Annotated in this window: 24 protein-coding genes; 18 read left to right on the top strand and 6 right to left on the bottom strand. The window is 62.5% G+C overall.

Annotated elements, in window-relative coordinates; translation table 11 throughout:
* Nucleotides 1-24 precede the first annotated feature (24 nt).
* The 6 genes from A0W34_RS22025 (at nt 25) to A0W34_RS22050 (ending at nt 5,661) form a co-directional block, all read left to right on the top strand.
* Nucleotides 25-375, top strand: coding sequence for a helix-turn-helix transcriptional regulator (locus tag A0W34_RS22025; protein WP_042952669.1), 351 nt, complete (start codon nt 25-27; stop codon nt 373-375).
* A complete protein-coding gene (locus tag A0W34_RS22030) occupies nt 368-913 on the top strand; it encodes a hypothetical protein (RefSeq protein ID WP_003939943.1) in 546 nt (181 codons plus the stop codon). Before A0W34_RS22025 ends, A0W34_RS22030 begins: the two co-directional genes overlap by 8 nt.
* A gap of 43 nt (nt 914-956) precedes the next feature.
* Complete coding sequence (locus tag A0W34_RS22035) at nt 957-1,853, top strand: ABC transporter ATP-binding protein (protein ID WP_003939757.1); 897 nt, start codon at nt 957-959, stop codon at nt 1,851-1,853.
* Nucleotides 1,850-3,043: an ABC transporter permease gene (locus tag A0W34_RS22040; protein WP_081558276.1), complete on the top strand. Its 1,194-nt coding sequence runs from the start codon at nt 1,850-1,852 to the stop codon at nt 3,041-3,043. The genes A0W34_RS22035 and A0W34_RS22040 overlap by 4 nt, the downstream gene beginning before the upstream one ends.
* A gap of 93 nt (nt 3,044-3,136) precedes the next feature.
* Nucleotides 3,137-4,624, top strand: coding sequence for an acetyl-coenzyme A carboxylase carboxyl transferase subunits beta/alpha (locus A0W34_RS22045; RefSeq protein ID WP_081558277.1), 1,488 nt, complete (start codon nt 3,137-3,139; stop codon nt 4,622-4,624).
* Nucleotides 4,621-5,661, top strand: coding sequence for a hypothetical protein (locus tag A0W34_RS22050; RefSeq protein WP_081558278.1), 1,041 nt, complete (start codon nt 4,621-4,623; stop codon nt 5,659-5,661). The genes A0W34_RS22045 and A0W34_RS22050 overlap by 4 nt, the downstream gene beginning before the upstream one ends.
* A gap of 20 nt (nt 5,662-5,681) precedes the next feature.
* On the opposite strand, the gene A0W34_RS22055 is transcribed toward A0W34_RS22050, so the two are convergent.
* Nucleotides 5,682-6,953, bottom strand: a complete 1,272-nt coding sequence (locus A0W34_RS22055) for an MFS transporter (RefSeq protein ID WP_064443860.1) — start codon at nt 6,951-6,953, stop codon at nt 5,682-5,684.
* 178 nt (nt 6,954-7,131) lie between these two features.
* Here A0W34_RS22055 and A0W34_RS22060 point away from each other — a divergent pair, with 178 nt between their 5' ends.
* From A0W34_RS22060 to A0W34_RS22070, 3 genes are all read left to right on the top strand, one after another.
* The gene (locus A0W34_RS22060) at nt 7,132-9,048 is read left to right on the top strand and encodes a propionyl-CoA synthetase (protein ID WP_081558279.1); all 1,917 of its coding nucleotides are present in this window, start codon (nt 7,132-7,134) and stop codon (nt 9,046-9,048) included.
* A gap of 93 nt (nt 9,049-9,141) precedes the next feature.
* Nucleotides 9,142-9,987, top strand: coding sequence for a mycofactocin-coupled SDR family oxidoreductase (locus A0W34_RS22065; RefSeq protein WP_020970454.1), 846 nt, complete (start codon nt 9,142-9,144; stop codon nt 9,985-9,987).
* A gap of 301 nt (nt 9,988-10,288) precedes the next feature.
* Nucleotides 10,289-10,798 carry a hypothetical protein gene (locus tag A0W34_RS22070; protein WP_223304422.1) on the top strand — a complete coding sequence of 170 codons (510 nt, stop codon included), beginning with the start codon at nt 10,289-10,291 and terminating at the stop codon, nt 10,796-10,798.
* A 7-nt stretch (nt 10,799-10,805) separates the two neighbouring features.
* Here the strand turns inward: A0W34_RS22070 and A0W34_RS22075 are convergent, their stop codons facing one another.
* Nucleotides 10,806-11,192: a DUF1304 domain-containing protein gene (locus A0W34_RS22075; RefSeq protein WP_003939752.1), complete on the bottom strand. Its 387-nt coding sequence runs from the start codon at nt 11,190-11,192 to the stop codon at nt 10,806-10,808.
* 87 nt (nt 11,193-11,279) lie between these two features.
* Between A0W34_RS22075 and A0W34_RS22080 the strand changes: the two genes are divergently transcribed.
* Nucleotides 11,280-11,864, top strand: coding sequence for a TetR/AcrR family transcriptional regulator (locus A0W34_RS22080; protein WP_030535389.1), 585 nt, complete (start codon nt 11,280-11,282; stop codon nt 11,862-11,864).
* Between the two features lie 57 nt (nt 11,865-11,921).
* Nucleotides 11,922-12,542: a GNAT family N-acetyltransferase gene (locus A0W34_RS22085; protein WP_081558855.1), complete on the top strand. Its 621-nt coding sequence runs from the start codon at nt 11,922-11,924 to the stop codon at nt 12,540-12,542.
* On the opposite strand, the gene A0W34_RS22090 is transcribed toward A0W34_RS22085, so the two are convergent.
* Nucleotides 12,500-13,090, bottom strand: a complete 591-nt coding sequence (locus A0W34_RS22090) for a TetR/AcrR family transcriptional regulator (protein WP_081558280.1) — start codon at nt 13,088-13,090, stop codon at nt 12,500-12,502. The two genes, A0W34_RS22085 and A0W34_RS22090, sit on opposite strands and share 43 nt — an antisense overlap.
* A gap of 113 nt (nt 13,091-13,203) precedes the next feature.
* Between A0W34_RS22090 and A0W34_RS22095 the strand changes: the two genes are divergently transcribed.
* From A0W34_RS22095 to A0W34_RS22105, 3 genes are all read left to right on the top strand, one after another.
* On the top strand, nt 13,204-14,442 hold the full coding sequence (locus A0W34_RS22095) for an MFS transporter (protein WP_003940229.1): 1,239 nt from the start codon (nt 13,204-13,206) through the stop codon (nt 14,440-14,442).
* 134 nt (nt 14,443-14,576) lie between these two features.
* Nucleotides 14,577-15,023: a hypothetical protein gene (locus A0W34_RS22100; RefSeq protein ID WP_021332236.1), complete on the top strand. Its 447-nt coding sequence runs from the start codon at nt 14,577-14,579 to the stop codon at nt 15,021-15,023.
* A 156-nt stretch (nt 15,024-15,179) separates the two neighbouring features.
* Nucleotides 15,180-15,548, top strand: coding sequence for a VOC family protein (locus A0W34_RS22105; protein WP_003939994.1), 369 nt, complete (start codon nt 15,180-15,182; stop codon nt 15,546-15,548).
* 4 nt (nt 15,549-15,552) lie between these two features.
* Here the strand turns inward: A0W34_RS22105 and A0W34_RS22110 are convergent, their stop codons facing one another.
* Both A0W34_RS22110 and A0W34_RS22115 read right to left on the bottom strand, forming a co-directional pair.
* Entirely contained in the window at nt 15,553-16,899 is a 1,347-nt protein-coding gene (locus A0W34_RS22110; RefSeq protein WP_081558281.1) for a cryptochrome/photolyase family protein, read from the bottom strand.
* A 10-nt stretch (nt 16,900-16,909) separates the two neighbouring features.
* Complete coding sequence (locus A0W34_RS22115) at nt 16,910-17,497, bottom strand: TetR/AcrR family transcriptional regulator (protein ID WP_042921655.1); 588 nt, start codon at nt 17,495-17,497, stop codon at nt 16,910-16,912.
* Nucleotides 17,498-17,573: 76 nt separating this feature from the next.
* Between A0W34_RS22115 and A0W34_RS22120 the strand changes: the two genes are divergently transcribed.
* A complete protein-coding gene (locus A0W34_RS22120) occupies nt 17,574-17,951 on the top strand; it encodes a DUF952 domain-containing protein (RefSeq protein WP_003939721.1) in 378 nt (125 codons plus the stop codon).
* Here the strand turns inward: A0W34_RS22120 and A0W34_RS22125 are convergent.
* The gene (locus A0W34_RS22125) at nt 17,948-18,943 is read right to left on the bottom strand and encodes a hypothetical protein (protein WP_081558282.1); all 996 of its coding nucleotides are present in this window, start codon (nt 18,941-18,943) and stop codon (nt 17,948-17,950) included. The two genes, A0W34_RS22120 and A0W34_RS22125, sit on opposite strands and share 4 nt — an antisense overlap.
* A gap of 89 nt (nt 18,944-19,032) precedes the next feature.
* On the opposite strand from A0W34_RS22125, the gene A0W34_RS22130 reads away from it, so the two are divergent.
* Genes A0W34_RS22130 through A0W34_RS22140 form a run of 3 tightly spaced genes read left to right on the top strand, consistent with a single transcriptional unit; the run spans nt 19,033 to nt 21,693 of the window.
* The gene (locus A0W34_RS22130) at nt 19,033-19,608 is read left to right on the top strand and encodes a TetR/AcrR family transcriptional regulator (RefSeq protein ID WP_029256004.1); all 576 of its coding nucleotides are present in this window, start codon (nt 19,033-19,035) and stop codon (nt 19,606-19,608) included.
* A gap of 40 nt (nt 19,609-19,648) precedes the next feature.
* Entirely contained in the window at nt 19,649-20,353 is a 705-nt protein-coding gene (locus A0W34_RS22135) for a response regulator transcription factor (RefSeq protein WP_003939853.1), read from the top strand.
* Nucleotides 20,350-21,693: a sensor histidine kinase gene (locus tag A0W34_RS22140; RefSeq protein ID WP_003939972.1), complete on the top strand. Its 1,344-nt coding sequence runs from the start codon at nt 20,350-20,352 to the stop codon at nt 21,691-21,693. Before A0W34_RS22135 ends, A0W34_RS22140 begins: the two co-directional genes overlap by 4 nt.
* The last annotated feature ends 3 nt before the right edge of the window (nt 21,694-21,696 follow it).

Consider the following 21,696-nt stretch of genomic DNA (forward strand, 5'->3'; position numbering starts at 1 on the left):
TGGGTTTTTACAACACTTTGATGCATGAGCCCAGTCCGGCGGGGAGACGCGCTCCCCATCTTCAATCGCATCGGAGTGCTTCGCGCCGAGCGGAAGATGAGCCGGGCACAGCTTGCGCAACTCGTCGACGTGAATCCGCAGACGGTGGGGGCACTCGAACGCGGTGACCACTACCCCAGCCTGGATCTTGCATTCCGAATCTGCTGGGTGTTCGACCTCCCGGTGGAGGCGGTGTTCTCCCGGACGGAGTTCGGGCCGCTGTCGACGGAGGTCTACCGGAATGCACCGTCGACGGAGGTCTACCGGAATGCACCGTCGACGGAGGTCTACCGATCTGACCGCACTACCGAGGGGAGTGAAAAGCCAAGTGCCTGAATCAAATCTGATCGACCGCTACCAGGCCCACCGCACTCGGCGGTTCCTGCAGAACGAGGAGACGTTCCGACATTGGCTCCCGAATTGGCGAACCCGTCGACGTCGGCGCGTACTCGTCGTCGCCCTGGCGGTCCTGTTCACCACGATGGTTGCCGTCAGCACAGCATGCCTGTTCAATCCGCTCTTCGCCGTGGCATGGCCGGTCCTCACCCTGCTGTTCCTGCCGACGTGGTCCTCACTTCAAATCGTGTCGGGCCGGCAAGGGGATGCTCCGCGGCAGGCGTTGGACGAATGGGAGATCCAGCAACGCAACGACGCTCGCTCCGTCGGGCTCAGCGTGACCCAAACGTTGGTCTTCATTGTCGCCATTTTCCTCATTTTCACCTCGTCGGTGCAGTGGAATGTAGAGAGGCTGCCTTACACGGGAGGTTTATTGGCACTGACTGCAATGCTGATCGGCGCGTGCACGCCCGCGATGATTCTCTCGTGGACCAATCCAGACCCGGATCCGATTGATTCGGAAGAGTTCGATCTCTGACCCGTATTACCGAAGCGCACCACTCGACCGATGGGAAGGACCCATGTCAGCCACCCTCACGATCGACGGCATCTCGAAACGCTACGGCGACGTCGTCGCACTCGACAACCTGAGTTTCGAAGTGCGCCCAGGCGAGATCTTCGGATTCGTCGGCAGCAACGGCGCCGGCAAGACGACCACGATGCGCATTGCGCTGGGTGTGCTCGGAGCAGATTCGGGAGAAGTTCGCCTCGGCGGCAAACCTGTCGACCTCGACGTGCGTCGCACTATCGGATACATGCCGGAGGAACGCGGCCTCTACCCCAAGATGAAGGTGGGAGCGCAACTTTCCTATCTGGCCGAGCTACACGGACTCTCGAAGGCCGACGCGCACGCGGCCACTGAGCGGTGGACCGAACGTCTGGGCATCGCCGAACGCGTCAAGGACACCGTCGATTCCCTGTCCCTCGGTAATCAGCAACGTGTGCAGCTCGCAGCGGCGCTGGTTCACGACCCATCGGTACTCGTTCTGGACGAACCGTTTTCGGGCCTTGACCCCGTAGCGGTCGATGTCATGAGTGACGTGTTGGTCGAGAAGGCTCGCACCGGTGTTCCCGTAATCTTCTCCAGCCATCAGCTGGATCTGGTGGAGCGCTTGTGCGATCGCGTGGGCATCATCAGCCGCGGCAGCATGCGAGAGATCGGAACCGTCGACGAGCTACGAGGCAAGGGTGACGGCCGAATCGAAGTCTTCGCCCCTGACGCGCCGGTCGGTTGGGCACACCATCTGATCGGTGTCACCACACTGAGCCACCTCGACGGTCGAACACTCCTGAGCGTCGACGGAACCGCCGACGATCAGCAGATCCTGCATGCAGCGTTGAAAACCGGGCCGGTGCACGAGTTCACGCTACGACGTCCGTCACTGACCGATCTGTTCCGAGAGGTAGTAGCCGCATGAGCAACCAGTTGAGCGGAGGTCGAGCCATCGGGTTGGTCGCCCGACGCGAATTCATGACGCAGATCTCGAAGAAGAGTTTTGTGATCAGCAACGTCATCATTCTGGTCGCGATCATCGGCGGCATCATCGCCTTCTCGCTCTTCTCCGGCGGCGACGAGGACAAGTCGAAGATCGGCTTGGTCGGCAACCAATCACTCAGTGCCACGATGGTGTCCATCGGCGACACCCTCGGAAATCCGGTGACGGTAACGGAGGTTTCCGACGACGTCACCGCGCGTGATCAAGTCAAGGACGGCGACCTCGACGTGGCCGTGATCGCTGGATCGGGCGGCGGCGTCACTGTCGTGACCAAGAAGGAAGTAGCCACGAATCTGCGGGCCGTCATCGAGAGTTCCGTTGCACAGCAGGCACAATCGAATGCGCTTTCCGCTGCGGGGATCGACCCGGCTCAGCTCGCCGAAGCCACGTCCACCGCAGTGGTCACCATCGATGCCATCGATCCCCCGGATCCCGAACAGGGCCAACGTATAGCGATGTCGATCGCTGCTGTGGTGCTCCTGTACATGCAGATCCTGCTGTTCGGAACGTACGTGGCGATGGGCGTCGTCGAGGAGAAGTCCAGTCGCGTGGTCGAGCTGCTGCTCTCCACTCTTCGTCCGCTGCAGTTGTTGTGGGGCAAGGTTCTCGGAATCGGTGCTGTCGGCCTGATGCAGATGGCTGCCTATGCCGTCGCGGGCGTCGCCACCGGACTGGCGACGGGCGTCCTGACCGTGACGGGCACCGCGATCGGCGTTCTGTTCGGCACTCTCGGGTGGTTCATTCTCGGCTTCCTCTTCTTCGCCGTGCTGTACGCCGCCGCCGGGTCCATGGTCTCGCGGCAGGAGGACGTCAACGCCACCGCGATGCCTCTCGCGCTGCTCGTCATGGCGATGGTCAGCGTGGCTTTCGTTTCGGTGAGCAATCCAGAAGGAACCCTGAGCAACGTGTTGAGTTGGATTCCGCCGTTCTCGGCAATCCTCATGCCCCTGCGTATTTCCGCCGGTGTTGCTTCTCCGTTCCAGATCGTGGGAACGATTCTGCTGATGCTGGTGGTGACCGCTGCGTTGTCGATGATCGCGGCAAAGATCTACCAGCGCTCCATCCTTCGTATCGGCAAGGTCGTGTCATGGAAAGAGGCGTTCGGACGCTGATTCTCCAGCGCACAACTGGCGCCACGCGATCCCGGCGGCACCCCGTCCAGGTAGGTTCATCCTGGACGGGGTGCTGCTTACTTGGAGGACGTTGTGCGAATCTCGGCCGAAGAACTACTCACTGCGGTACTCGATCCCGAGAGCTTCGTCTCTTGGGACTCCCCGCCCGTCGACGTCGGACCTGGCCCGAAATACGCAGAAGACCTGGCGAAGGCCCGCGAGAAGAGCGGAGTTGACGAGTCCGTCGTCACCGGTGTCGGTACCGTTCGGGGACGTCGGGTCGCGGTAATTGCCTGTGAATTCAGCTTTCTCGCCGGTTCCATCGGAGTCGCCGCGGCCGAGCGGATCGTGACCGCCGTCGAACGTGCTACGGCAGAACAACTCCCGCTGCTCGCCTCGCCCACCTCTGGCGGAACGCGGATGCAGGAGGGCACCGTCGCCTTCGTTCAGATGGTGAAGATCGCTGCGGCAGTGGCTGTTCACAAAGCGGCACACCTGCCCTACCTGGTATACCTGCGCAATCCCACCACCGGCGGGGTCTTTGCCTCATGGGGATCCCTCGGCCACATCACCGTCGCGGAGCCAGGCGCTCTGGTGGGTTTCCTCGGACCCCGTGTCTACGAATCCCTGTACGGCGAAAAGTTTCCCGACGGAATCCAAACGTCCGAGAATCTGTATCGCAACGGCGTGATCGACGGCGTCGTCCCCGTCGACCGGCTCCGCCTGCTGGTCAATCGAGCATTGTGCGTGCTCACCGATCCCCCGGCTCCGGCGGCCACGGAGCCGATTCCCTCACCCGAGATTCCCGATGTTCCGGCCTGGCAGTCGGTGATGCTCTCGCGCCGGGCCGATCGACCAGGCATTCGGCAGTTGCTCCGCCATGCAGCGACCGAACAGGTACCGCTCAGCGGCACCGGGCAGGGTGAAACCGACAAGACGATCTTGCTCTCGCTCGCCCGCTTCCGAGGCTTTCCGTGCATCCTGCTCGGCCAGGACCGCAGTGGCCAATCCGCGCTCACCACGATGGGACCGGCCGCGCTCAGGGAAGCACGACGTGGCATGAAACTTGCCGAAGAACTACAACTCCCGCTTGTCCTCGTGATCGACACTTTGGGCGCGTCGCTGTCCAAAGAAGCTGAAGAACGTGGACTGGCCCCTGAGATCGCCCGTTGCATCGCCGACCTCGTGACGCTGAAGACCCCGACAGTGTCGGTGTTGCTCGGTCAGGGAACAGGCGGCGGGGCGCTCGCGCTGCTGCCCGCCGATCGGGTACTCGCGGCACAGAACGGGTGGCTCGCTCCCCTGCCGCCGGAAGGCGCAAGCGCGATCGTCCATCGCGACATCAGTCACGCACCGGAGATGGCGGCAGCGCAGGGCATTCGTTCGTTGGATCTGCTTCGAGACGGCGTGATCGACGCGATCATTCCCGAAACGCCTGACGCGGCCGACGAACCCGTGGAATTCTCCAAGAGGGTAGGGGCTGCGATAGCGCACGAACTCTTCGTGCTTGCCGAAGAGTCGGACACCGATCGCCAGGCCTCCCGTATCGCGCGCTATCGAAACCTGGGAGTTCCGCAATGACGACGAAGGACCGGAATGCGCTGACGCTGCCGCACAGTTACGACCGCGCGGCACTCGCTCGTTTCGAATTGTTCCTGTTCGCCGGCGTCGCCACCGTGCTGATCACCCGCGCTTATCTGGCGGCAACGGGCTATCCCCAGATCGGGGGCGGCGCCCTCCACATCGCACACGTTCTCTGGGGCGGGTTGCTGATGGCCGTCGCCATCGTGGCGACCGCCATCACCGAAGGCTCTCGCACGCGTGACCTGGCCACGCTCGTCGGCGGAATCGGGTTCGGTCTCTTCATCGACGAGGTCGGAAAATTCGTCACCGCCGACGTCGATTACTTCTACCAGCCTGCCATCGCGATCATGTACGTCGTCTTCGTTCTCTTCTATCTTGCCGCGCGCGAGGTGGTGATTCGGCGCGGAATGAATGATCGTCATCGGCTCGCCATCGGGGCGCGAGCGCTCTCGGACCTCGCTCTCGGTCAGCTAGACGAGATCCAGTACAACCACGCCCTCCGCGTACTCGACGGCGTCGAAGACCGCAGCCTCACCGACCTCGTCGATTCGATCAAGGCCGGCCTGCATTCACGGACTCCGCCGACCGGCGGTATCGAATCGAAGATCACTCGTGGCCGCAATGCGTTCTTCCACCGTGCCGAGGAAGTGCTCCGGCACCGGGTCGTCCGCCGACTGGTACTGACCCTGTTCGTGCTGCAGGCTCTTCTGGCGATTGTCCAGGTGATCTACGCATTGGTGTCCGAGAACGTCGTCGAGGCCGACGACGTCTCCGACCTGGTGGTACAGATCTCCACCGTCGCAACCGGAGTTCTTGTGGTTCTGGGAGTGTGGTTCCTCTTCCGAGGTCCGTACCTGCGAGCCTTGAGGCTCCTGCGTGCATCCCTCATCGTGAGCCTTCTGGTGACGCAGGTTTATCTGTTCACACAGGACCAGTTCGGCGCGCTTTTCGGATTCGCGGTGTCACTGTTCATGCTCGCGACTCTTCGCATCGCGATTCGAAGCGAAGAGGCCGCCGCGGCTCTACCGCAGTAATCCCCTACCGCAGCGATTCTCTACCGCACTGAGATCGCCGGCCGACTCGGTAGATCGCGGATTCCGCGGAGGGGGCTGAAGAGCAAGACCAATCCGCACGGCGCGATCAGGCAGGCCATGATCCACATCGTCCCGCGCGGTCCCACTGCGTCGCCGAGGTAGCCTGCCGTCAGAGCACCGAGCGGAATGCTGCTGTGCAGCAGGAACATACTCGTTGCCACCACTCGTCCGAGGCGGTCCGGCGGACAGTAACTTTGACGGAAACTGCCGAGCACCACGTTGCACGACACGACGCCCGCAACCATCACCATGCCGCCGATGCAGAACCAGAACAGGCCGGCACCGTACGTCGTCAGAGGTGCTAACAGGATGAACGGTCCCGTCACCAACTGACAGATGAGAACGCTTCGGGCAGTGCCGAATCTGCGGCCGAGCGGGCGCGCGATCATCGATCCGACAATTCCGCCCACCCCGGCAATCGCCAGGAGAAGCCCGAGTCCGAACTCCCCCACGCCAACCGTCTTTTCCAGGAACACGATCTGGATCGTGGAGTACCCGGTGAGACCGAAATTGAGCAGAGTGCCGTAGACGACGATCGACCGCAAATACGGATCACCGGCGACGAATCGCAGTCCGAGCGCAATCTGCCGTCGCAACGGTTCTCGCTGATTCTGTCCGCGATGGACGGTCTCCTGCACACGAATCAGCCAGATGCATACGAAGCAGAAGGCGAACGTGAACGCGTCGACAACCAGACCGGCCGCGAGCCCGACAGTTGCAACCACCAGCCCACCGACGCTTGGGCCGATCACCCGAGTTGCGGCCTCAGCGCCCTGAATCTTCGAGTTCCCTTCGACAAGATCCGCTTCGGCGAGCACCGTGGGGAGATACGAGTGATAGGCCGCCTGGAAGAAGACGGTGGCTGTACCGGTGAGCAGCGCGACCAGGAGCAGGTGGCCGTATGTCATCGCCTCCAGGAAGCCGGCGATCGCGAGGCTCGCGAAGAACAGCGCGCACGCAGCGTTCGCGATCATCATGATCGGGCGCCGAGGCAGCCGGTCGATCCAGGCACCGGCTGGTAGTCCGACGATCAACCACGGCAACCACACTGCTGATGCCAGCACACCGATCTGGAAGCTACTGGCGTCCAGTTCGCGAAGCGCGATCAGCGGCAGTACGACGGTCGTGACACCGTTTCCGATACCGCTGACTGCGTCGCCGGTCCACAGAAGTCGGAAGTCACGCAGAGCGAGGACTCCCCAGAAGCCTGCGCGTTGCGCTGCACCTGTCACATCGATCCCCCCTTTCAGTCCCTGGCCTATCCCACCCCTGCGCGCCACTGGCCGACGGGACAGGCCCGCCCGGCGCAAAGGGACGGTACCCGCACCGCTACTGAGGCGCACCGCACTGACGGTGACCTAAGGTGTTTCAGGTCACCGGTAAGCGAAGTTCACGAGAGGACACACGTCGATGAGCTCTTCCGAGCAGGCGTCCCACACCACGTATGCCGACGCATATCGCGAGAGCATGGATCAGCCGGAGAAGTTCTGGCTCGACGCTGCGCGGGCCGTCGACTGGGATGTCGCCCCCACGAAGGCTCTCGACGATTCTGCCGCGCCGATCTATCGCTGGTTCCCGGATGCTTCGCTCAACACCAGCTTCAATGCCCTCGATCGGCACGTCCGCGACGGCCGCGGCGATCAGACGGCGTTGATCTTCGACTCCGCGATGGTCCCCACCAAGGCCACTTACACCTACGCCGAATTGCTCGAGCAGGTCTCACTCTTCGCCGGCGTCTTGAAAGATCAGGGTGTGGTGGCGGGCGACCGCGTGATCATCTACATGCCGATGATCCCCGAAGCTGCGATCGCGATGCTCGCGTGTGCGCGAATCGGCGCGGTGCATTCGGTGGTGTTCGGCGGCTTTGCGGCCAAGGAGCTCGCAACCCGTATCGACGACGCCGGTCCAGTGGTGCTCGTGACGGCGTCCGGCGGCCTCGAACCCGGACGAACAATCGAGTACCTGCCGATGGTCGAGAAGGCTCTGCAACTGTCCGCCACTCCCGCGCACACCGTGATCGTGAAGAATCGCGAGCAGATTCCCGGTGCAGCCTGCGACTACAAGTCAAGTGCCGCAGCCTGGTTCGACTGGGACGAGCTGATCGCCGACGCCACCCCGGCCGACCCGGTGTCGGTCGCCGCGACGGATCCGCTCTACATCCTCTACACCTCGGGAACGACCGGTAAGCCCAAGGGCGTCGTCCGGGACAACGGTGGCCATGCCGTTGCGCTGACGTGGACCATGAAGAATCTGTACGACATCAGCCCAGGACAGGTGTGGTGGACCGCCTCCGACGTCGGCTGGGTGGTCGGCCACTCCTACATCGTCTACGGACCGTTGCTCGCCGGAGCCACGACGGTCATGTACGAAGGCAAGCCCGTCGGCACCCCCGACGCCGGTGCGTTCTGGCGCATCATTTCCGAATACAACGTGTCGGCACTCTTCACCGCTCCGACAGCGATCCGCGCGGTCCGCAAGGCCGACCCGGACGCAAAAGAGCTTGCCAAGTACGACATCTCGTCGCTCGACACACTGTTCGCGGCCGGCGAGCGCTTGGATCCCGACACCTACGAGTGGGCTACTCGGATTCTCGATCGCCCGGTGGTCGATCACTGGTGGCAGACAGAAACCGGTTGGGCCATCTGCGCGAATCTGCGCGGCCTCGAACCCATGGAGATCAAAGCGGGCTCACCCACCGTCGCCTGCCCCGGATACCGCGTCGAAATCGTCGACGGCAAGGGCGAACTCGTGGGTCCGGGCACCGAGGGCAACATCGTGATCGGCCTGCCGCTTCCTCCCGGAACACTCGCCGGACTGTGGCGTGACGAGGACCGGTACGTGAAGTCCTACCTGTCGACTTTCGAAGGCTATTACCTCACCGGCGACTCCGGGTACATCGACGAGGACAACTACGTCTTCGTGCTCGGACGAAGTGACGACGTGATCAACGTTGCCGGACATCGCCTTTCGACCGGAAGCATGGAGGCCATCGTCGCCGGCCACCCGGCTGTCGCCGAATGCGCGGTCATCGGCATTCACGACGAACTCAAGGGGCAACGGCCGAGCGGTTATGTCGTGCTCAAGTCCGGCGTCGACATCGATCCCGAAACACTCCGACAGGAACTGGTCGCGCGGGTGCGAGACCAGATCGGTGCCGTCGCCACGTTCCGGGACGTCACCGTCGTCGCCGCACTACCGAAGACTCGTTCCGGCAAGATCCTCCGCAAGACCATGCGGCAGATCGCCGACAACGAGGAGTACACGGTCCCGTCGACCATCGAGGACGCGAGCGTACTGGACGAGTTGTCCAAACTCCTTCGCGGATAAGGATTCAGAGAATTCCCCTGCCTGGCTCGCACCGAACGTAGCAGTATGAACACGTTCCAGTTTTCAACGATTCAGACGGGCAGGGGAAGTTCGATGGGCAATTTGGACGGTCAGGTCGCATTCATCACCGGAGCGGCGCGTGGTCAAGGGCGCGCGCATGCCGTCAAGCTCGCGTCCGAGGGCGCGGACATCATCGCGGTGGATCTCTGCGCGCCGGTCGCAACGGCGGGGTACGACATGGCCACCGAAGCCGACCTCGCCCAGACCGTCGCCCTGGTCGAAGCTCAGGGCCGGCGCATCGTCGCGTCCGTCGCGGACACTCGCGACCTCGATGCCCTGAAATCAGCGGTCGACGCCGGAGTCGAGAAACTCGGCCGACTGGACATCGTGATCGCCAACGCGGGAATCGCGGCGTCGGCGAAATTGTCCTGGGACCTGAGCGCCGAAGAGTTCCGCGAGCTGATGGACATCAACGTCACCGGCGTCTGGTTGACGACCAAGGTGTCGATTCCGCACATCATGAACGGCAATCGAGGTGGATCCATTGTGTTGATCAGCTCGATGGCCGGGCTTCGAGGCGTGCCGGGGATTGCCCATTACTCCGCGTCCAAGCACGCCGTTCGGGGGTTGGCGAAGTCTCTGGCCAACGAACTCGGCTGGGCAGACATCCGAGTCAACTCCGTACACCCGGGCAATGTGCGTACGACGATGATCGACAACGAACCGATGGTTCGTGCGTTCCGTCCAGACTTGGAGAATCCTGTCCTCGCCGATACCGCTCCGATCATGTCGAAGCTGAATCTGCTGCCCCACCCGTGGGTCGACCCCGAAGTGATTGCGGATGCGGTGTTCTATCTGGTGGGGCCGGCCGGGCGCGGGATCACCGGCATCGCGTTGCCGATCGATCTCGGCACCTCGGAAAAATTCGCCGGCGGCTGAAGGCCCGAACTGATGCAGAATTGCCTCTGCCGGATGGGTCTCGAGCACCATCCGGCAGAGGCAATTCCGGCTTGATCAAGCCTTCGTAGCAACAGAACAAGTAGTCGACAACCTCATAGGCGCTCCTCGTCTGGCGTGGGAAAAACCGTTGTGGGATGCGCAACAAACCCAAGACCCAGCGTAGAAGCATTTGGCCGCAAACGCGCGTCATTCGGCACTATTTTTTTGGATTCGGGCATACTGGACAACGCTCCCACCACGTATTATGGACCCGAGTTCACACTTACAGGGGGCAGGCACAGTGACGGTCAAATACGCCGTAATGGACCCGATTCACGGAAAAGTCGAGATCTCGTTCGATGTCGACACGGGGGTCGTCGACGTCCGAAACGGCAACTCACACGCTCTGTTGACGCGTCGAGTCGATGCCCCGCGCCGTGAAGGCACACCCATAGGAACGCGCGCCGCCGCAGACTTGTTCTTCACTGTCGGTGGCGACGAAGTCGAACTCACTGTCGGCAAAGGGTTTCTGTCCCGTCGCTCGTACTCTGTCTCGGCACTCGTCGACGGCGTGAGTTTGAACTTCGCCCCAGTCGACGACGCGAACAGTGCATTCACCCGCGACGGATTGCGGATCGGGCACTTCTCCAAGAACGAGGAATCCGATCCCAGACAGACCGACGCAGTCTGGTCGAGCACGCCGAGCACCGACGAACTTGTCATCGGTTACGCCCTGGCCGAAGCCTTCGATTGCGGAGCACTCAACGGGGCTTTTGCGTTGATCGAATCACTGGTGCTCGGCGGCGGATAGAGACCACTCAAAGCAGGTGGATTACCAGCAGAACAACGGCAATAGCTGGGAAAAGCATCTGTACGACGGCTGCGCGGGCTTTGTCGGGAGACGAGAGAATCAGCACCAATCCCGCGGCAACCATCGATCCTGTGCCTGCCAGTACGAGGGCAATTCCGACCGACGCGGAGCCGGTCGCCGCAATCACGATGCCGACCGCCGACACGATCGCCAAGAAAAGGTTGTAAAAGCCCTGGTTGAAGGCGAGCGGCTGCGTGGTGATCGCCTCTTCCTCGGACTTCACGCCGAACGTGGCGCGGGTCTTCGGGGCCGTCCAGAGAATCGATTCGAGGACAAAAATGTACACGTGCACTGCTGCGGCCAGTCCCGCGAAGATGTAGCCGGCGACGTTCATCGGTGAGCTCCTGTTGCTTCGAGTGAATTCTGTATCGTTCGGTCCAATATATACTGGACCGAACGATACAGAAAGAGCGAGGCTTTGATGGGCAGATCACAAGAATTCGACACAACAGCCGTGGTCGCTGCCGCTTTGGACGTTTTCTGGGCACGCGGATACGAAGGTGCCTCACTCGGCGACCTCGAATCCGCGACGGGGCTGAGTCGGTCAAGTCTCTACAACTCGTTCACCAACAAGCGCGGATTGTTCGACGCCGCCGTGCAGATGTACCTCGACCATGTCATCCGGCCACGTCTGCGCAGCCTCACGACAAATCCCGGGGCAGACGCAGTCGACGACTACCTTTCCTCGCTTGCGCAAGCGATCGGCACCATGACCGCCGACTCGCCTCGGCGCGGTTGCCTACTTCTCAATACGGCTGCCGGACTCGGCGCGCACGACGATGCGGCGGCCGCAGTGATCCGCGCGTACCGCCGAGAACTCGCCGACGCGATCAACAGTGGATTACACGCCGCGTTTCCAACCGAGACAGACGCCACGCTCTCAGATCGCACTCGAATCCTTCTCTCCTGCACGGTAAGTGCATTGGTACTCGCACGAGTTGACACCGAAGAGGCCATCGCAACTCTCGAATCTGCGCGCCGACTGAACGCAGAGTGGCAGGGATAATGACCGGAGAGCTCACGCCATTGCCCGCCATCAGGCGGGTAGGCGATGATGCTTCACGTGCCCAAGTTGACCACGCCCGCTATCGCCGCTGGATATCTCCGGGGAATGGACCAACCTTCGATCCACGTCGGGACTTTCGCGATTCTCCGACCCTGGACCCGCGACGACGCACCGGCCGTCATGGAAGCCTTTCGCGATCCGTCGATTCAGCGTTGGCACATCCGCCGCGCCGACTCGATCGACGAAGCACGGGGTTGGCTCACCCAGTGGAGAGACGGGTGGGCAAGCGAATCCGAATGCCATTGGGCGATCGCCGCTCCCGAGACAAATGAACTCCTCGGCCGAATCGCAGCAAAGGGGGTGAATTTGTGGGACGGCACTGCCGAGCTCGCGTATTGGGTGACCCCAGCGGCGCGCGGCCGCGGACTGTGCACCCAGGCTGTAACCGCACTGTCCGAGTGGGCATTCCGCGAAGCAGGGTTTCATCGATTGGAACTCGAGCACTCGATCCACAACCCACGATCGTGCCGAGTCGCCACCAAAGCAGGGTTCAGCGAAGAAGGTGTTCGACGAGGCTCCGCCAGGCACGCCGACGGCTGGCACGACATGCATGTCCACGCCCGACTACGTAGCGATCAGCCTTCGGCACCGACCCGCGCCGCGAGGGCAAGCGTCTGATCCACCAATTCCGCAACTCGCTGCGGCACGACCGGTTCGAGGTCGAACAGAATTCGGTAGATGATCGGCGCCACCACGTGGTCCACTACCGAATCACCATCCACGTCAGCAGCTTCCGGCCAACGAGCTAGTATCACGTCGATCTGTGTCCGACAGAAAAAGGCGCACTTGAACTTCTTCGTACCATCCGGTGCATGCGTCTGATCGTCGCTCATCAACACGTCACGCAACGAAGCACGACCGACAGGCGCAGACATCTCCTCGAGGTACTCCTGCGCCCAAACCGTCAGATCCCCTCGGAGCGAGCCCGTTTCACGCGGGTCGGCGTCCGGGCGCAATCTCTCGATCGAGACGTCGGCAAAGACTTCGTTGATGTCACCCCACCGCCGATAGATGGTCGACGGGGTCACTCCCGCATCGGTCGCGATCATCGGCACCGTGATCTCGGCTCGATCACGCTGTTCCAACAACTTGCGCGCCGACGCATGCACGGCCTGTTGGATGCGCGCACTACGGCCACCGGGGCGCGGACCTGCGGACGGACTCATAAATCCAATACTAACGCAAAGATGTTGCATTAGGCTACGGCCAGGCGTAGCGTCCCAAACGCAAAGTATTTGCGTTTGAAGTCTTCACCACCCGCACGGGAAGCGCTACGACAATGACAACGACCGTTTCACCTCAGACCGAGAGCACTTCACGCCCACGCCTTGGGCGAGGCGTCGCTTTCACACTCATCGCCGTCATCATCGCCACGTTCCTGGGCGCATCCGCGACCCCGACACCGTTGTACGAGCACTATCAACAGTTGTGGGGATTCTCCTCGCTGGCGTCGACGCTCGTGTTCGGCATCTACGCTCTCGCATTGCTCGCCACGCTCCTGACCGCCGGATCCCTGTCCGATCACATCGGCAGGCGCCCGGTCCTGCTCGGAGCACTCGCGCTCGAGGCAGTCTCGCTCGCGCTGTTCGCCTCGGCCGACGGTTTGACCATCCTGCTCATCGCCCGGGTCGTACAGGGTGTTGCCACCGGCGCTGCAATCAGTGCTCTGGGTTCGGCATTGATCGACCTCGAACGCACTCCGGGCCGAGGATCGATCATCAACAGCGTGGCTCCGACGATGGGGCTTGCAGTCGGAGCAGTGGGTTCGAGCCTCATCAGCGAGCACCTGCCCCGTCCCACCAGCACTGTCTACCTGGTCCTTCTCGTGCTTGTCATTCTCGAGATCTTCGGAGTATGGGCCGCTCCCGAGACTTCGGGCGGACGCCCCGGAGCCTGGCAGTCCCTGCGCCCCACACTGGCCGTTCCTCGTCAGGCGCGCACGATGATTGCCCTGACCGCACCGTGCCTGATCGCGGTCTGGGCACTGGGAGGTTTCTACCTCTCACTCGGACCTGCATTGGCGCGCAACGCACTTGACGTTCACAGCTCCCTCATCGGTGCCATCATGGTCGCAACACTGACAGGATTCGGAGCGGCAGCAGTACTCACCTTCCGCAAACTCGGCGGCCGGACCGTGATGCTGATCGGAACCACCGCCTTGGTGCTCGGGGTGGCCGTCACACTCATCGGTGCTGAAACATCCTCTGCCGTATTGATTCTGGTCGGTACGGCTGTTGCAGGTATCGGCTTCGGAGCAGGATTCCAAGGAACTATCCTCACCGTCATGCCGCTGGCCGAGAACCACGAACGCGCGGGTTTGTTGTCCACCGTCTACGTCATCGCATATCTGGCCAACAGTCTTCCCGCCTTGCTGGCCGGCTACCTGGTCGGCAAGGTCGGATTGGTGGATACGACGCGTGGCTACGGAGCACTCGTCATGGTGCTCGCGGCGGCCGCACTGATCGGACTGCTGGTCACCGGCGAGCGAAAGGTCGAAGCCGTCTCGGTGTCGGAGTAGGTGTCCCCCGATCGGTGGACACACCGTTCCGCCTGCACAGGGTCCGGGGAGTGGACATACGACATCGATCTGCTCCGACATAGTTGTCTTCGAGAGAGCCAACCGAACGCTCACCCGGACAAAGGACACCGTCGATGACGAACCCACGCTACGTAGTTGCCGCAATCACAGCTCTGGCCGCCGGCGCCCTCACGTTGGGATTGAGCGGAATCGCCAGTGCCGGAACCCTTCCCACAACCGGCAACAGCATCACGATGACGATCAGCAACGACACCGAACAGACAATTCATCTCGAAGGCGCCGACAACCCCTACGGACAGTGGATGCAGAGCCCACGCCAGTCGCTCGCGCCCCACGAGACCGAAATCGTCACGGCGTACAACCAGGACCCGCGCGGCCTGACGGTCGACGTCGTCTATTCCACTCCCGGCGGCGGACAAGCCGTCTTCATGGCCAACGACTATCCGCAGTTCGACACCGACGGAACCCGCACCACCGACCCTGATCACTACTTCATCTCGAGCTACATCGACGGCTACTACCCGAACCTGAGCGTCGGGTACCACCTCAGTGCGGTGTGACTGCAGCAGTCGTCATAAGTAATCCATCTGCCTCTCAGACGCACTTGTTCTTGGACATTCGTCCGGCGCGCGGGGATTGTTGAACGCAGCCCCGCACGACCAGGCACACGCCCCGTTGCCGGTGGCCCGAACATCAACGGGAGAGGGAAAACCACAGTGCGACTACCCAACCAGTTTCTGATCTACGTCAGCGATGCCGCCTCCGCAGCAGCGTTCTACGGCGAATTGTTCGACGCGAAGCCTGAGGTCCTCAGCCCTCGGTACATGACCTTCGACCTCGGCGGCGGTGTGGTCCTTGCACTGTGGAGCGGCAAGTCCCGCGACCTCGATCCCGCGACACCGCGCAATTTCGAAGTCGGCATCTTGGTCGACGGCGGGAGCAACGAAATTCGGGCGATCCACGACGAGTGGGTGGCCAAGGGAGTCGAGGTCGTCGAAGAACCCAACGAAGATGTCTTCGGTCTGACGTTCGTCATTTCAGATCTGGACGGAAACCGCGTCCGCGTAGCGCCCGCAGATCACTGAGCACTCAGCCTTTGATCTCGCCGTACCGGCGCAAGGCCTCCTCACGCTCGTGCGCGTGATCGACGATCGGGTCCGGGTAGTCGACTGGGCGCATCGCCTTCAACGAGTGGACGGCCTTCCCGGGAACATCGCGAAGTTCGGGGACCCACCGACGGACGTATGTGCCGTCGGGATCGAACTTCTCCCCTTGCGTGATCGGGTTGAAGACGCGGAAGAAGGGCGAAGCATCCGTACCCGACCCGGCAGTCCACTGCCACCCGTGCTGATTGGAGGCCAAGTCACCGTCCACCAGTTGCGACATGAAGTACCGTGCGCCGCGCCACCACGGAATGTGCAGGTCCTTCACCAGGAATGACGCGACGATCATTCGGACCCGATTGTGCATCCAGTTCTCGGCGGCGAGTTGCCGCATGCCGGCATCCACGATCGGGAAGCCGGTCTTGCCTTCACACCAGGCCGTGAAGGCGGCGTCTGCGTCGACTCCCCCGTCGTGACGTAAACGGTCGAACTTGTCGTCGTAGTTCTTCCGCGCGCTGTCGGGGCGCTGAAACAGGATGTCCGCGTAGAAGTCTCGCCAAGCAAGCTGGCGACGGTACGCCTGAGCGCCGTCTCCGAGTCGCTTGGAGAGATCTGCCAACATGGTTCTCGGATGAATCGTGCCGTACTTGAGCGGGATCGACATCCGACTCGTGGTGTCGAGGTCGGGTCGATTTCGTTCGTCGTCGTACCGGTCAAGATCGTTCTCGCAGTATTCTTTCCACTGTTCGAGCGCACCGGCCTCACCGACGACATCGCTGACGGTGCCGGACGGCGCGGGGATACTCACTCGGCGCGGGCCACCGTCCTTCTCGCTCGGATCGAACCAACGGACCGTCCCCGCATCGGTCGACGCGGGGCCCCGCCAACCATGTTCCATCCACTGACGGAAGTACGGCGTGAACACCTTGTACGGATCACCGTCCGCCTTGGTGACGCGTCCGGGCGCCACGGCATATGGTGACCCGGTGGCGATCAACTCCACCTTCTCGGCCACGGCCGCGTCGCGCCGTCGGCCGTAGGGCCCGTAGTCGCCACTGATGTGAACTTCTTCGGCGCCAACGGATTCCGCCACGCGGGGCACCACGTCTGCCGGATCACCTCGAACAACCATCAATCGTCCGTCGAGCTGGTTGTCGAGTGCCGACAAGTTGGCGAGCAGTTGATTCTGGCGGGGTGAGCCTGCCGGTCCGAGCAACTTCTCGTCGAGGACGAACAAACCCAACGTCTGTCCGCCGGCATCCGCCGCTGCAGTCAGAGTCGGAAGATCACCGACCCTCAGATCGCGTCGAAACCAGATCACAGAGTTACTCACCCAGTCGAGCCTACCGATCAGATCTCAGAACGCATCCCACCGCGCGGGCCGCCAGTTGCGCCGCTCTTTCGGCTGTCGGTTCGGAGGTGAGCCCGAGCAGTCGCCGCCGGTGCTCCTCCCCGAGCAGCAAGGTGTACAACTGATCCGCGCACAGCGCAGCCTTCTGGCCGTGCTGATCGATCAAAATCTTCTCCAGAAAGGCAATCGACTTGGCCGGGCCGGATTCGTAGAACGCTGCGGCCAATTCAGGGAACTGCACGGCCTCGCCGATCATCATGCGGTGCAGCGCAATCGAGTTGTCGCTGTGCAGGGCGATGACGATGTCCACTGCAGCGGCGAGCAGGTCGGACTGGCCCTCGCCGGCATCGTCGACGTACGCGTGCTGACGCGCAACCGCAGCTGCAAAGACCGCAGACTTGTCGCCGAAGTAGCTGTACACGGTGCGCTTGGCGACGCCGGCCACCGTGGCAATGCCCTCGATGGTAGTTCGGGCGAACCCGACATCTCGAAACGAGTCGACAGCGACGTCGAGAATCTCGTTGCGTCGTTCGGCGCGCTCGGCGTCACTGGTTCTCCCACGTCTGCGCGGTTGCTCCATCAAGTCCCCTGTTACCGTGCCGGTAAATTAATGCTACGTTGACGTTTCATTAATTCGAATACTACAGGAGCACTGCATGACCGGACAACGACTCGTCCACGTCGCTATCGCCGACGACTGGGAAGCATGCAAGCGTTTCGGTGAGTACGAGGTCTCGACGCGCGGAATCAGTTACGACGAGGCAGGATTCATTCGCGCAACGACCCCGGACGCACTCGCTTCGGTACTCGATCTCGTGTTCGGCGACCTCACATTGCCGCTGGTCGTCGCCGTCATCGATCAGGACGCCCTGACCTCCGCGGGCATCGACGTCGAATGGGAGGCGGAAAAGCCCCGAATCCTCCGACCTCTACCGATGGACGAGGACACCGTGGTCGCCGAACTGGCCGTGGAACGCGTTGACGGGGTCTGGCCGATTCCCGACCTGACCCCGTACGCAAGCTGCGCCGGCTAGACCAGCGCAGCCTCCGGTTCGATAACCGGCGCCGACGCCTTCTTCCGGCCGGCAGCCACGCACAGCGCGATCCCGACGGCAATCCAGCACACCAGCACCAGAAGTGGCGTGGTGGCGCCATGGCCGTCGAAGAACGCCATCGAACGGACGGATGCTCCTGCGGCGCCAGGTGGGAGCAGCTGCCCCAATGCGCCCCAGCCTGCGGGCAACCACGCGGCAGTTGTCGCCATCCCCGAGAGTGGGTTTCCGATGAACATCATCGTGACGGCGCCCAACGCGAACCCCTTCATCCCGAGCAGGGATTCGAGCCCCAAAATGGGAAGCGAGATGGCCGACATGCCCATGGTGAGTGCGAGCGCGGTGAGCAGGTAGTTTCCGTCAAGACTGTTGGTGCCGAACTGCAGAATGGCAGTCAGTGCAAAACCCGCGACCACCGCGACGCCGACAGCGCCCAACACTCGCTTGACGATGCTGCGCGGAAACAGTTGCACGAGAACAACAGCGGGCATGATTCCGCCGAACACCAAGGGCAAGGCCAATGCCGTGAGCCCAGCACCGGTCGGGTCGTCCGCAGTCAGCGGCACAACGTCTTCGACGGGCACCTTTGCCCCCGAGGCCTCCGAGAGGCCGTTGGCCACCCCGGTCAGGGTCTGGGCGATCGGGGTTCCGCCTGCAGTCGCGATCAACACGTGAGGACCGTTGGCATCAACGGCGATTCCGCCGACCACGTCGCGATTCCGAATCGCGTCACGCAGGGCGTCGGCGTCAGCGAATTCTCGAGTATCGAAGGCGCCTTGCTTACTCGCCTCGAGCGAGGTGCTGATCTGTTCGGTTGCCGCAGCTGGACCGGTGATGCCCAACTTCAGTTCGTGCGGGCCACTGTTGACCGAGGGCAGTACGAAGGCAAGCAGCATCAGCCCGATCACGGCGGACAAGCCCAACACCACAGCCACCAACTTCTTGCGGTCCTGTGCTTCAACTTCGGCGTTCATAACTACCCTCCCTAAGTGGAAGTTTTTCCTCCACTATTTGTGGAAGATATTCCTCCGGTTATTATGAACTGTCAATACCGGAGGTGGATGTGCGAGCCGATGCACGTGAACGCAGAAACGCAATAGTCGACGCCGCACGAGCGGTGTTCACCGAGCGCGGGCACGACGCGCCGCTCGATGCAGTCGCAGAACTCGCGAAAGTGGGCATCGCCACGCTGTATCGAAACTTTCCGACGCGCGAGGACCTCGTGACCGCCGTTGCCGTCGCAACACTGACCGATGTCCGCGAGGCTGCCGACATCGCACTCACGGCAATGTCCACCGATCCGACAAACGCGTGGCACACGCTGGTGGACCGCCTCGTGGAACTGCGCCTGGGTGCGCTCATTCCTGCACTGGTGGAACGCAGTTTCACCGAGCTGGCGCCCGAAGTTCTGGCGGTGCGTGAGGTGACGAAAACGAAGATGACCGCGACGATCGGCGCCGCTCAGAGCGCCGGACTGGTTCGCGCCGATCTGCAACCGCTCGAATTCGTCATGGCTCTGGCCAAACTGACGCGCCCGCAAATCGAGTTGTCCGACGAGGCCATGCCGAACCTGGTCCCGCGGTTGGTCGCGGTGTTCATGGCCGGTCTGCGTCCGGACGGTACCGACTTGCCGGTCTGATCGGCGAAACCCGACGTACCAGGCAAGGCACAATGGGGCTGTGACCGAGATACCGAAAATCCTCGTAGTCGACGACGACGCAGACGTCCTGACCTCACTCGAACGCGGATTGCGGCTCTCGGGATTCACCGTACTGACGGCGGTGGACGGCGCCGACGCGCTCCGAGTGATCTCCGACAAGCGACCGGACGCGGTAGTCCTCGACATCAACATGCCGGTGCTCGACGGCACCGGTGTGGTGACGGCGCTTCGTGCCGCCGGCAACGAAATCCCGATCTGCGTGCTCAGTGCGCGCAACTCGGTCGACGATCGCATCGCCGGGCTCGAATCCGGTGCAGACGACTACATGGTCAAACCGTTTGTTCTTGCCGAACTGGTTGCCCGGATCCGCGCAATGCTCCGTCGCAGCAACACTCCGGCCGGCGATCACTCCGAGGGTACGAATACCCTGCGGGTCGGAAACCTCGACATCGATCTCTCCGGTCGCCGGGTTCGTGTCGACGGCAAGGAAGTACCGCTCACCAAACGCGAATTCGAGCTACTCGAAGTGCTCGCACACAATTCCGGCATCGTGCTCACTCGCGAACGTCTCCTCGAACTGGTGTGGGGCTACGACTTCGTCGCCGACACGAACGTCGTGGACGTCTTCATCGGCTATCTGCGTCGAAAGTTCGAATCCGGTGGTTCACCTCGTCTGCTGCATACGGTTCGCGGCGTCGGGTTTGTGCTTCGGGAGAACCCGTGAAGCGTCGCCGCTTCTCACTACGAACTCGCGTTGCCGCGGCCGCGGCACTGGGGGCGACGTTCATCGTCATCGCACTCGGTGTGGTCGTTGCACTGGCTATCGCACGAAATAATCTAGCGCAATTGGACCGCCGACTCGAGACGGCATCGACGGTCATCGTGGCCAATGCTGCAACAGCGGGACCTTTTCTCGGTGCGTTCGGAGACGGCGGCGCCTTTTCCGTGACCATCCGCTCCGATACCGACGGAACCGTCAAATCCAGTACTCCGACGCGACTGCCCGAACTACCGGTCGGCTCGGCGACCGTCGACGTGGACGGTACGAAGTACCGGGCATATACCGCCGAGGCCGACGGGATCAATGCCCTTGTCTCGCTGGCGGTTCCCTATGCCGAAGCGCGAGACATCACAGTCGACCAACAGCGACAGGTTGCGTTCTTCGGCGTCGGGGCCGTAGCGGCCGCAGCTGCGTTGGGATGGTTGTTCGGTGGCCCGGCGGTGCGCCCCCTCGTGGAGTTGACCCGCCGGATCGCCAGGCGCGATCCCGATCTCGCCACCGAGGTTTCCGGAATCCGTGAAGCGGACGAGCTTGCTGCAGCAGCAGAATCGATGCTCAGCGACGTCGCTCGAGCGCAAGCCGCAACCAACTCCGCCCTTGCCGCCGCCCGAGATTTTGCGTCCGCCTCGGCTCACGAACTCCGAACTCCGTTGACAGCAATGCGAACCGACATCGAAGTGTTGTCCATTCACGACCTCGATCACGAACAAAGACGCGAGATCCTCACAGATCTGGCCCGCGCGCAGGGCCGCGTCGAGTCAACTCTGAGAGACCTCGAGCGCCTGGCGAAGGGTGAACTCTCGACGGCCGAGGATTTCAAGGACACCGATTTGACCGAGGTCTGCGACATCGCTGCCGACGACGCACGCCGACATCATCCTGGGCTCGACGTCGGCGTCGTCACGGTGGATTCCCCACTCCCCTATTGCATCCGGGCCCTTCCCGGCGGAATCCGGTTGATCCTCGACAACGCGATCACCAATGCAGTCCGCCACGGCGGCGCGAGCGCGGTGCGCATCACCCTCGCTCGCCCGGCAGATTCACCGGACACCGTCACGATCACGATCGACGACAACGGTTGCGGAATACCGGCCGAGGAACGCTCGAGCGTGTTCGAGCGCTTCACTCGCGGATCGACGGCAGGCAAGACAGGCTCCGGTTTGGGCCTGGCGCTGGTGGCGCAGCAGGCGGCCCTGCACGGCGGACGGACGACATTTCACGACAGTCCACTCGGCGGGGCTCGCCTGCTGGTCGAACTCAGGGATCAGCCCGGACCCGAATAGCCC

The organism is Rhodococcus sp. BH4 (assembly GCF_002079265.1).
GTDB classification, from domain to species: Bacteria; Actinomycetota; Actinomycetes; order Mycobacteriales; family Mycobacteriaceae; genus Rhodococcus_F; species Rhodococcus_F qingshengii.

Bases quoted from the DNA above. Each gene is read 5' to 3' on its own strand.
- A0W34_RS22090 (WP_081558280.1), bottom strand. From the start codon at position 13,090: ATGAGTCCGTCCGCAGGTCCGCGCCCCGGTGGCCGTAGTGCGCGCATC.
- A0W34_RS22025 (WP_042952669.1), top strand. From the start codon at position 25: ATGAGCCCAGTCCGGCGGGGAGACGCGCTCCCCATCTTCAATCGCATC.
- A0W34_RS22060 (WP_081558279.1), top strand. From the start codon at position 7,132: ATGAGCTCTTCCGAGCAGGCGTCCCACACCACGTATGCCGACGCATAT.
- A0W34_RS22125 (WP_081558282.1), bottom strand. From the start codon at position 18,943: ATGAACGCCGAAGTTGAAGCACAGGACCGCAAGAAGTTGGTGGCTGTG.
- A0W34_RS22100 (WP_021332236.1), top strand. From the start codon at position 14,577: ATGACGAACCCACGCTACGTAGTTGCCGCAATCACAGCTCTGGCCGCC.
- A0W34_RS22050 (WP_081558278.1), top strand. From the start codon at position 4,621: ATGACGACGAAGGACCGGAATGCGCTGACGCTGCCGCACAGTTACGAC.
- A0W34_RS22075 (WP_003939752.1), bottom strand. From the start codon at position 11,192: ATGAACGTCGCCGGCTACATCTTCGCGGGACTGGCCGCAGCAGTGCAC.
- A0W34_RS22115 (WP_042921655.1), bottom strand. From the start codon at position 17,497: ATGGAGCAACCGCGCAGACGTGGGAGAACCAGTGACGCCGAGCGCGCC.
- A0W34_RS22080 (WP_030535389.1), top strand. From the start codon at position 11,280: ATGGGCAGATCACAAGAATTCGACACAACAGCCGTGGTCGCTGCCGCT.
- A0W34_RS22120 (WP_003939721.1), top strand. From the start codon at position 17,574: ATGACCGGACAACGACTCGTCCACGTCGCTATCGCCGACGACTGGGAA.
- A0W34_RS22065 (WP_020970454.1), top strand. From the start codon at position 9,142: ATGGGCAATTTGGACGGTCAGGTCGCATTCATCACCGGAGCGGCGCGT.
- A0W34_RS22095 (WP_003940229.1), top strand. From the start codon at position 13,204: ATGACAACGACCGTTTCACCTCAGACCGAGAGCACTTCACGCCCACGC.
- A0W34_RS22035 (WP_003939757.1), top strand. From the start codon at position 957: ATGTCAGCCACCCTCACGATCGACGGCATCTCGAAACGCTACGGCGAC.
- A0W34_RS22040 (WP_081558276.1), top strand. From the start codon at position 1,850: ATGAGCAACCAGTTGAGCGGAGGTCGAGCCATCGGGTTGGTCGCCCGA.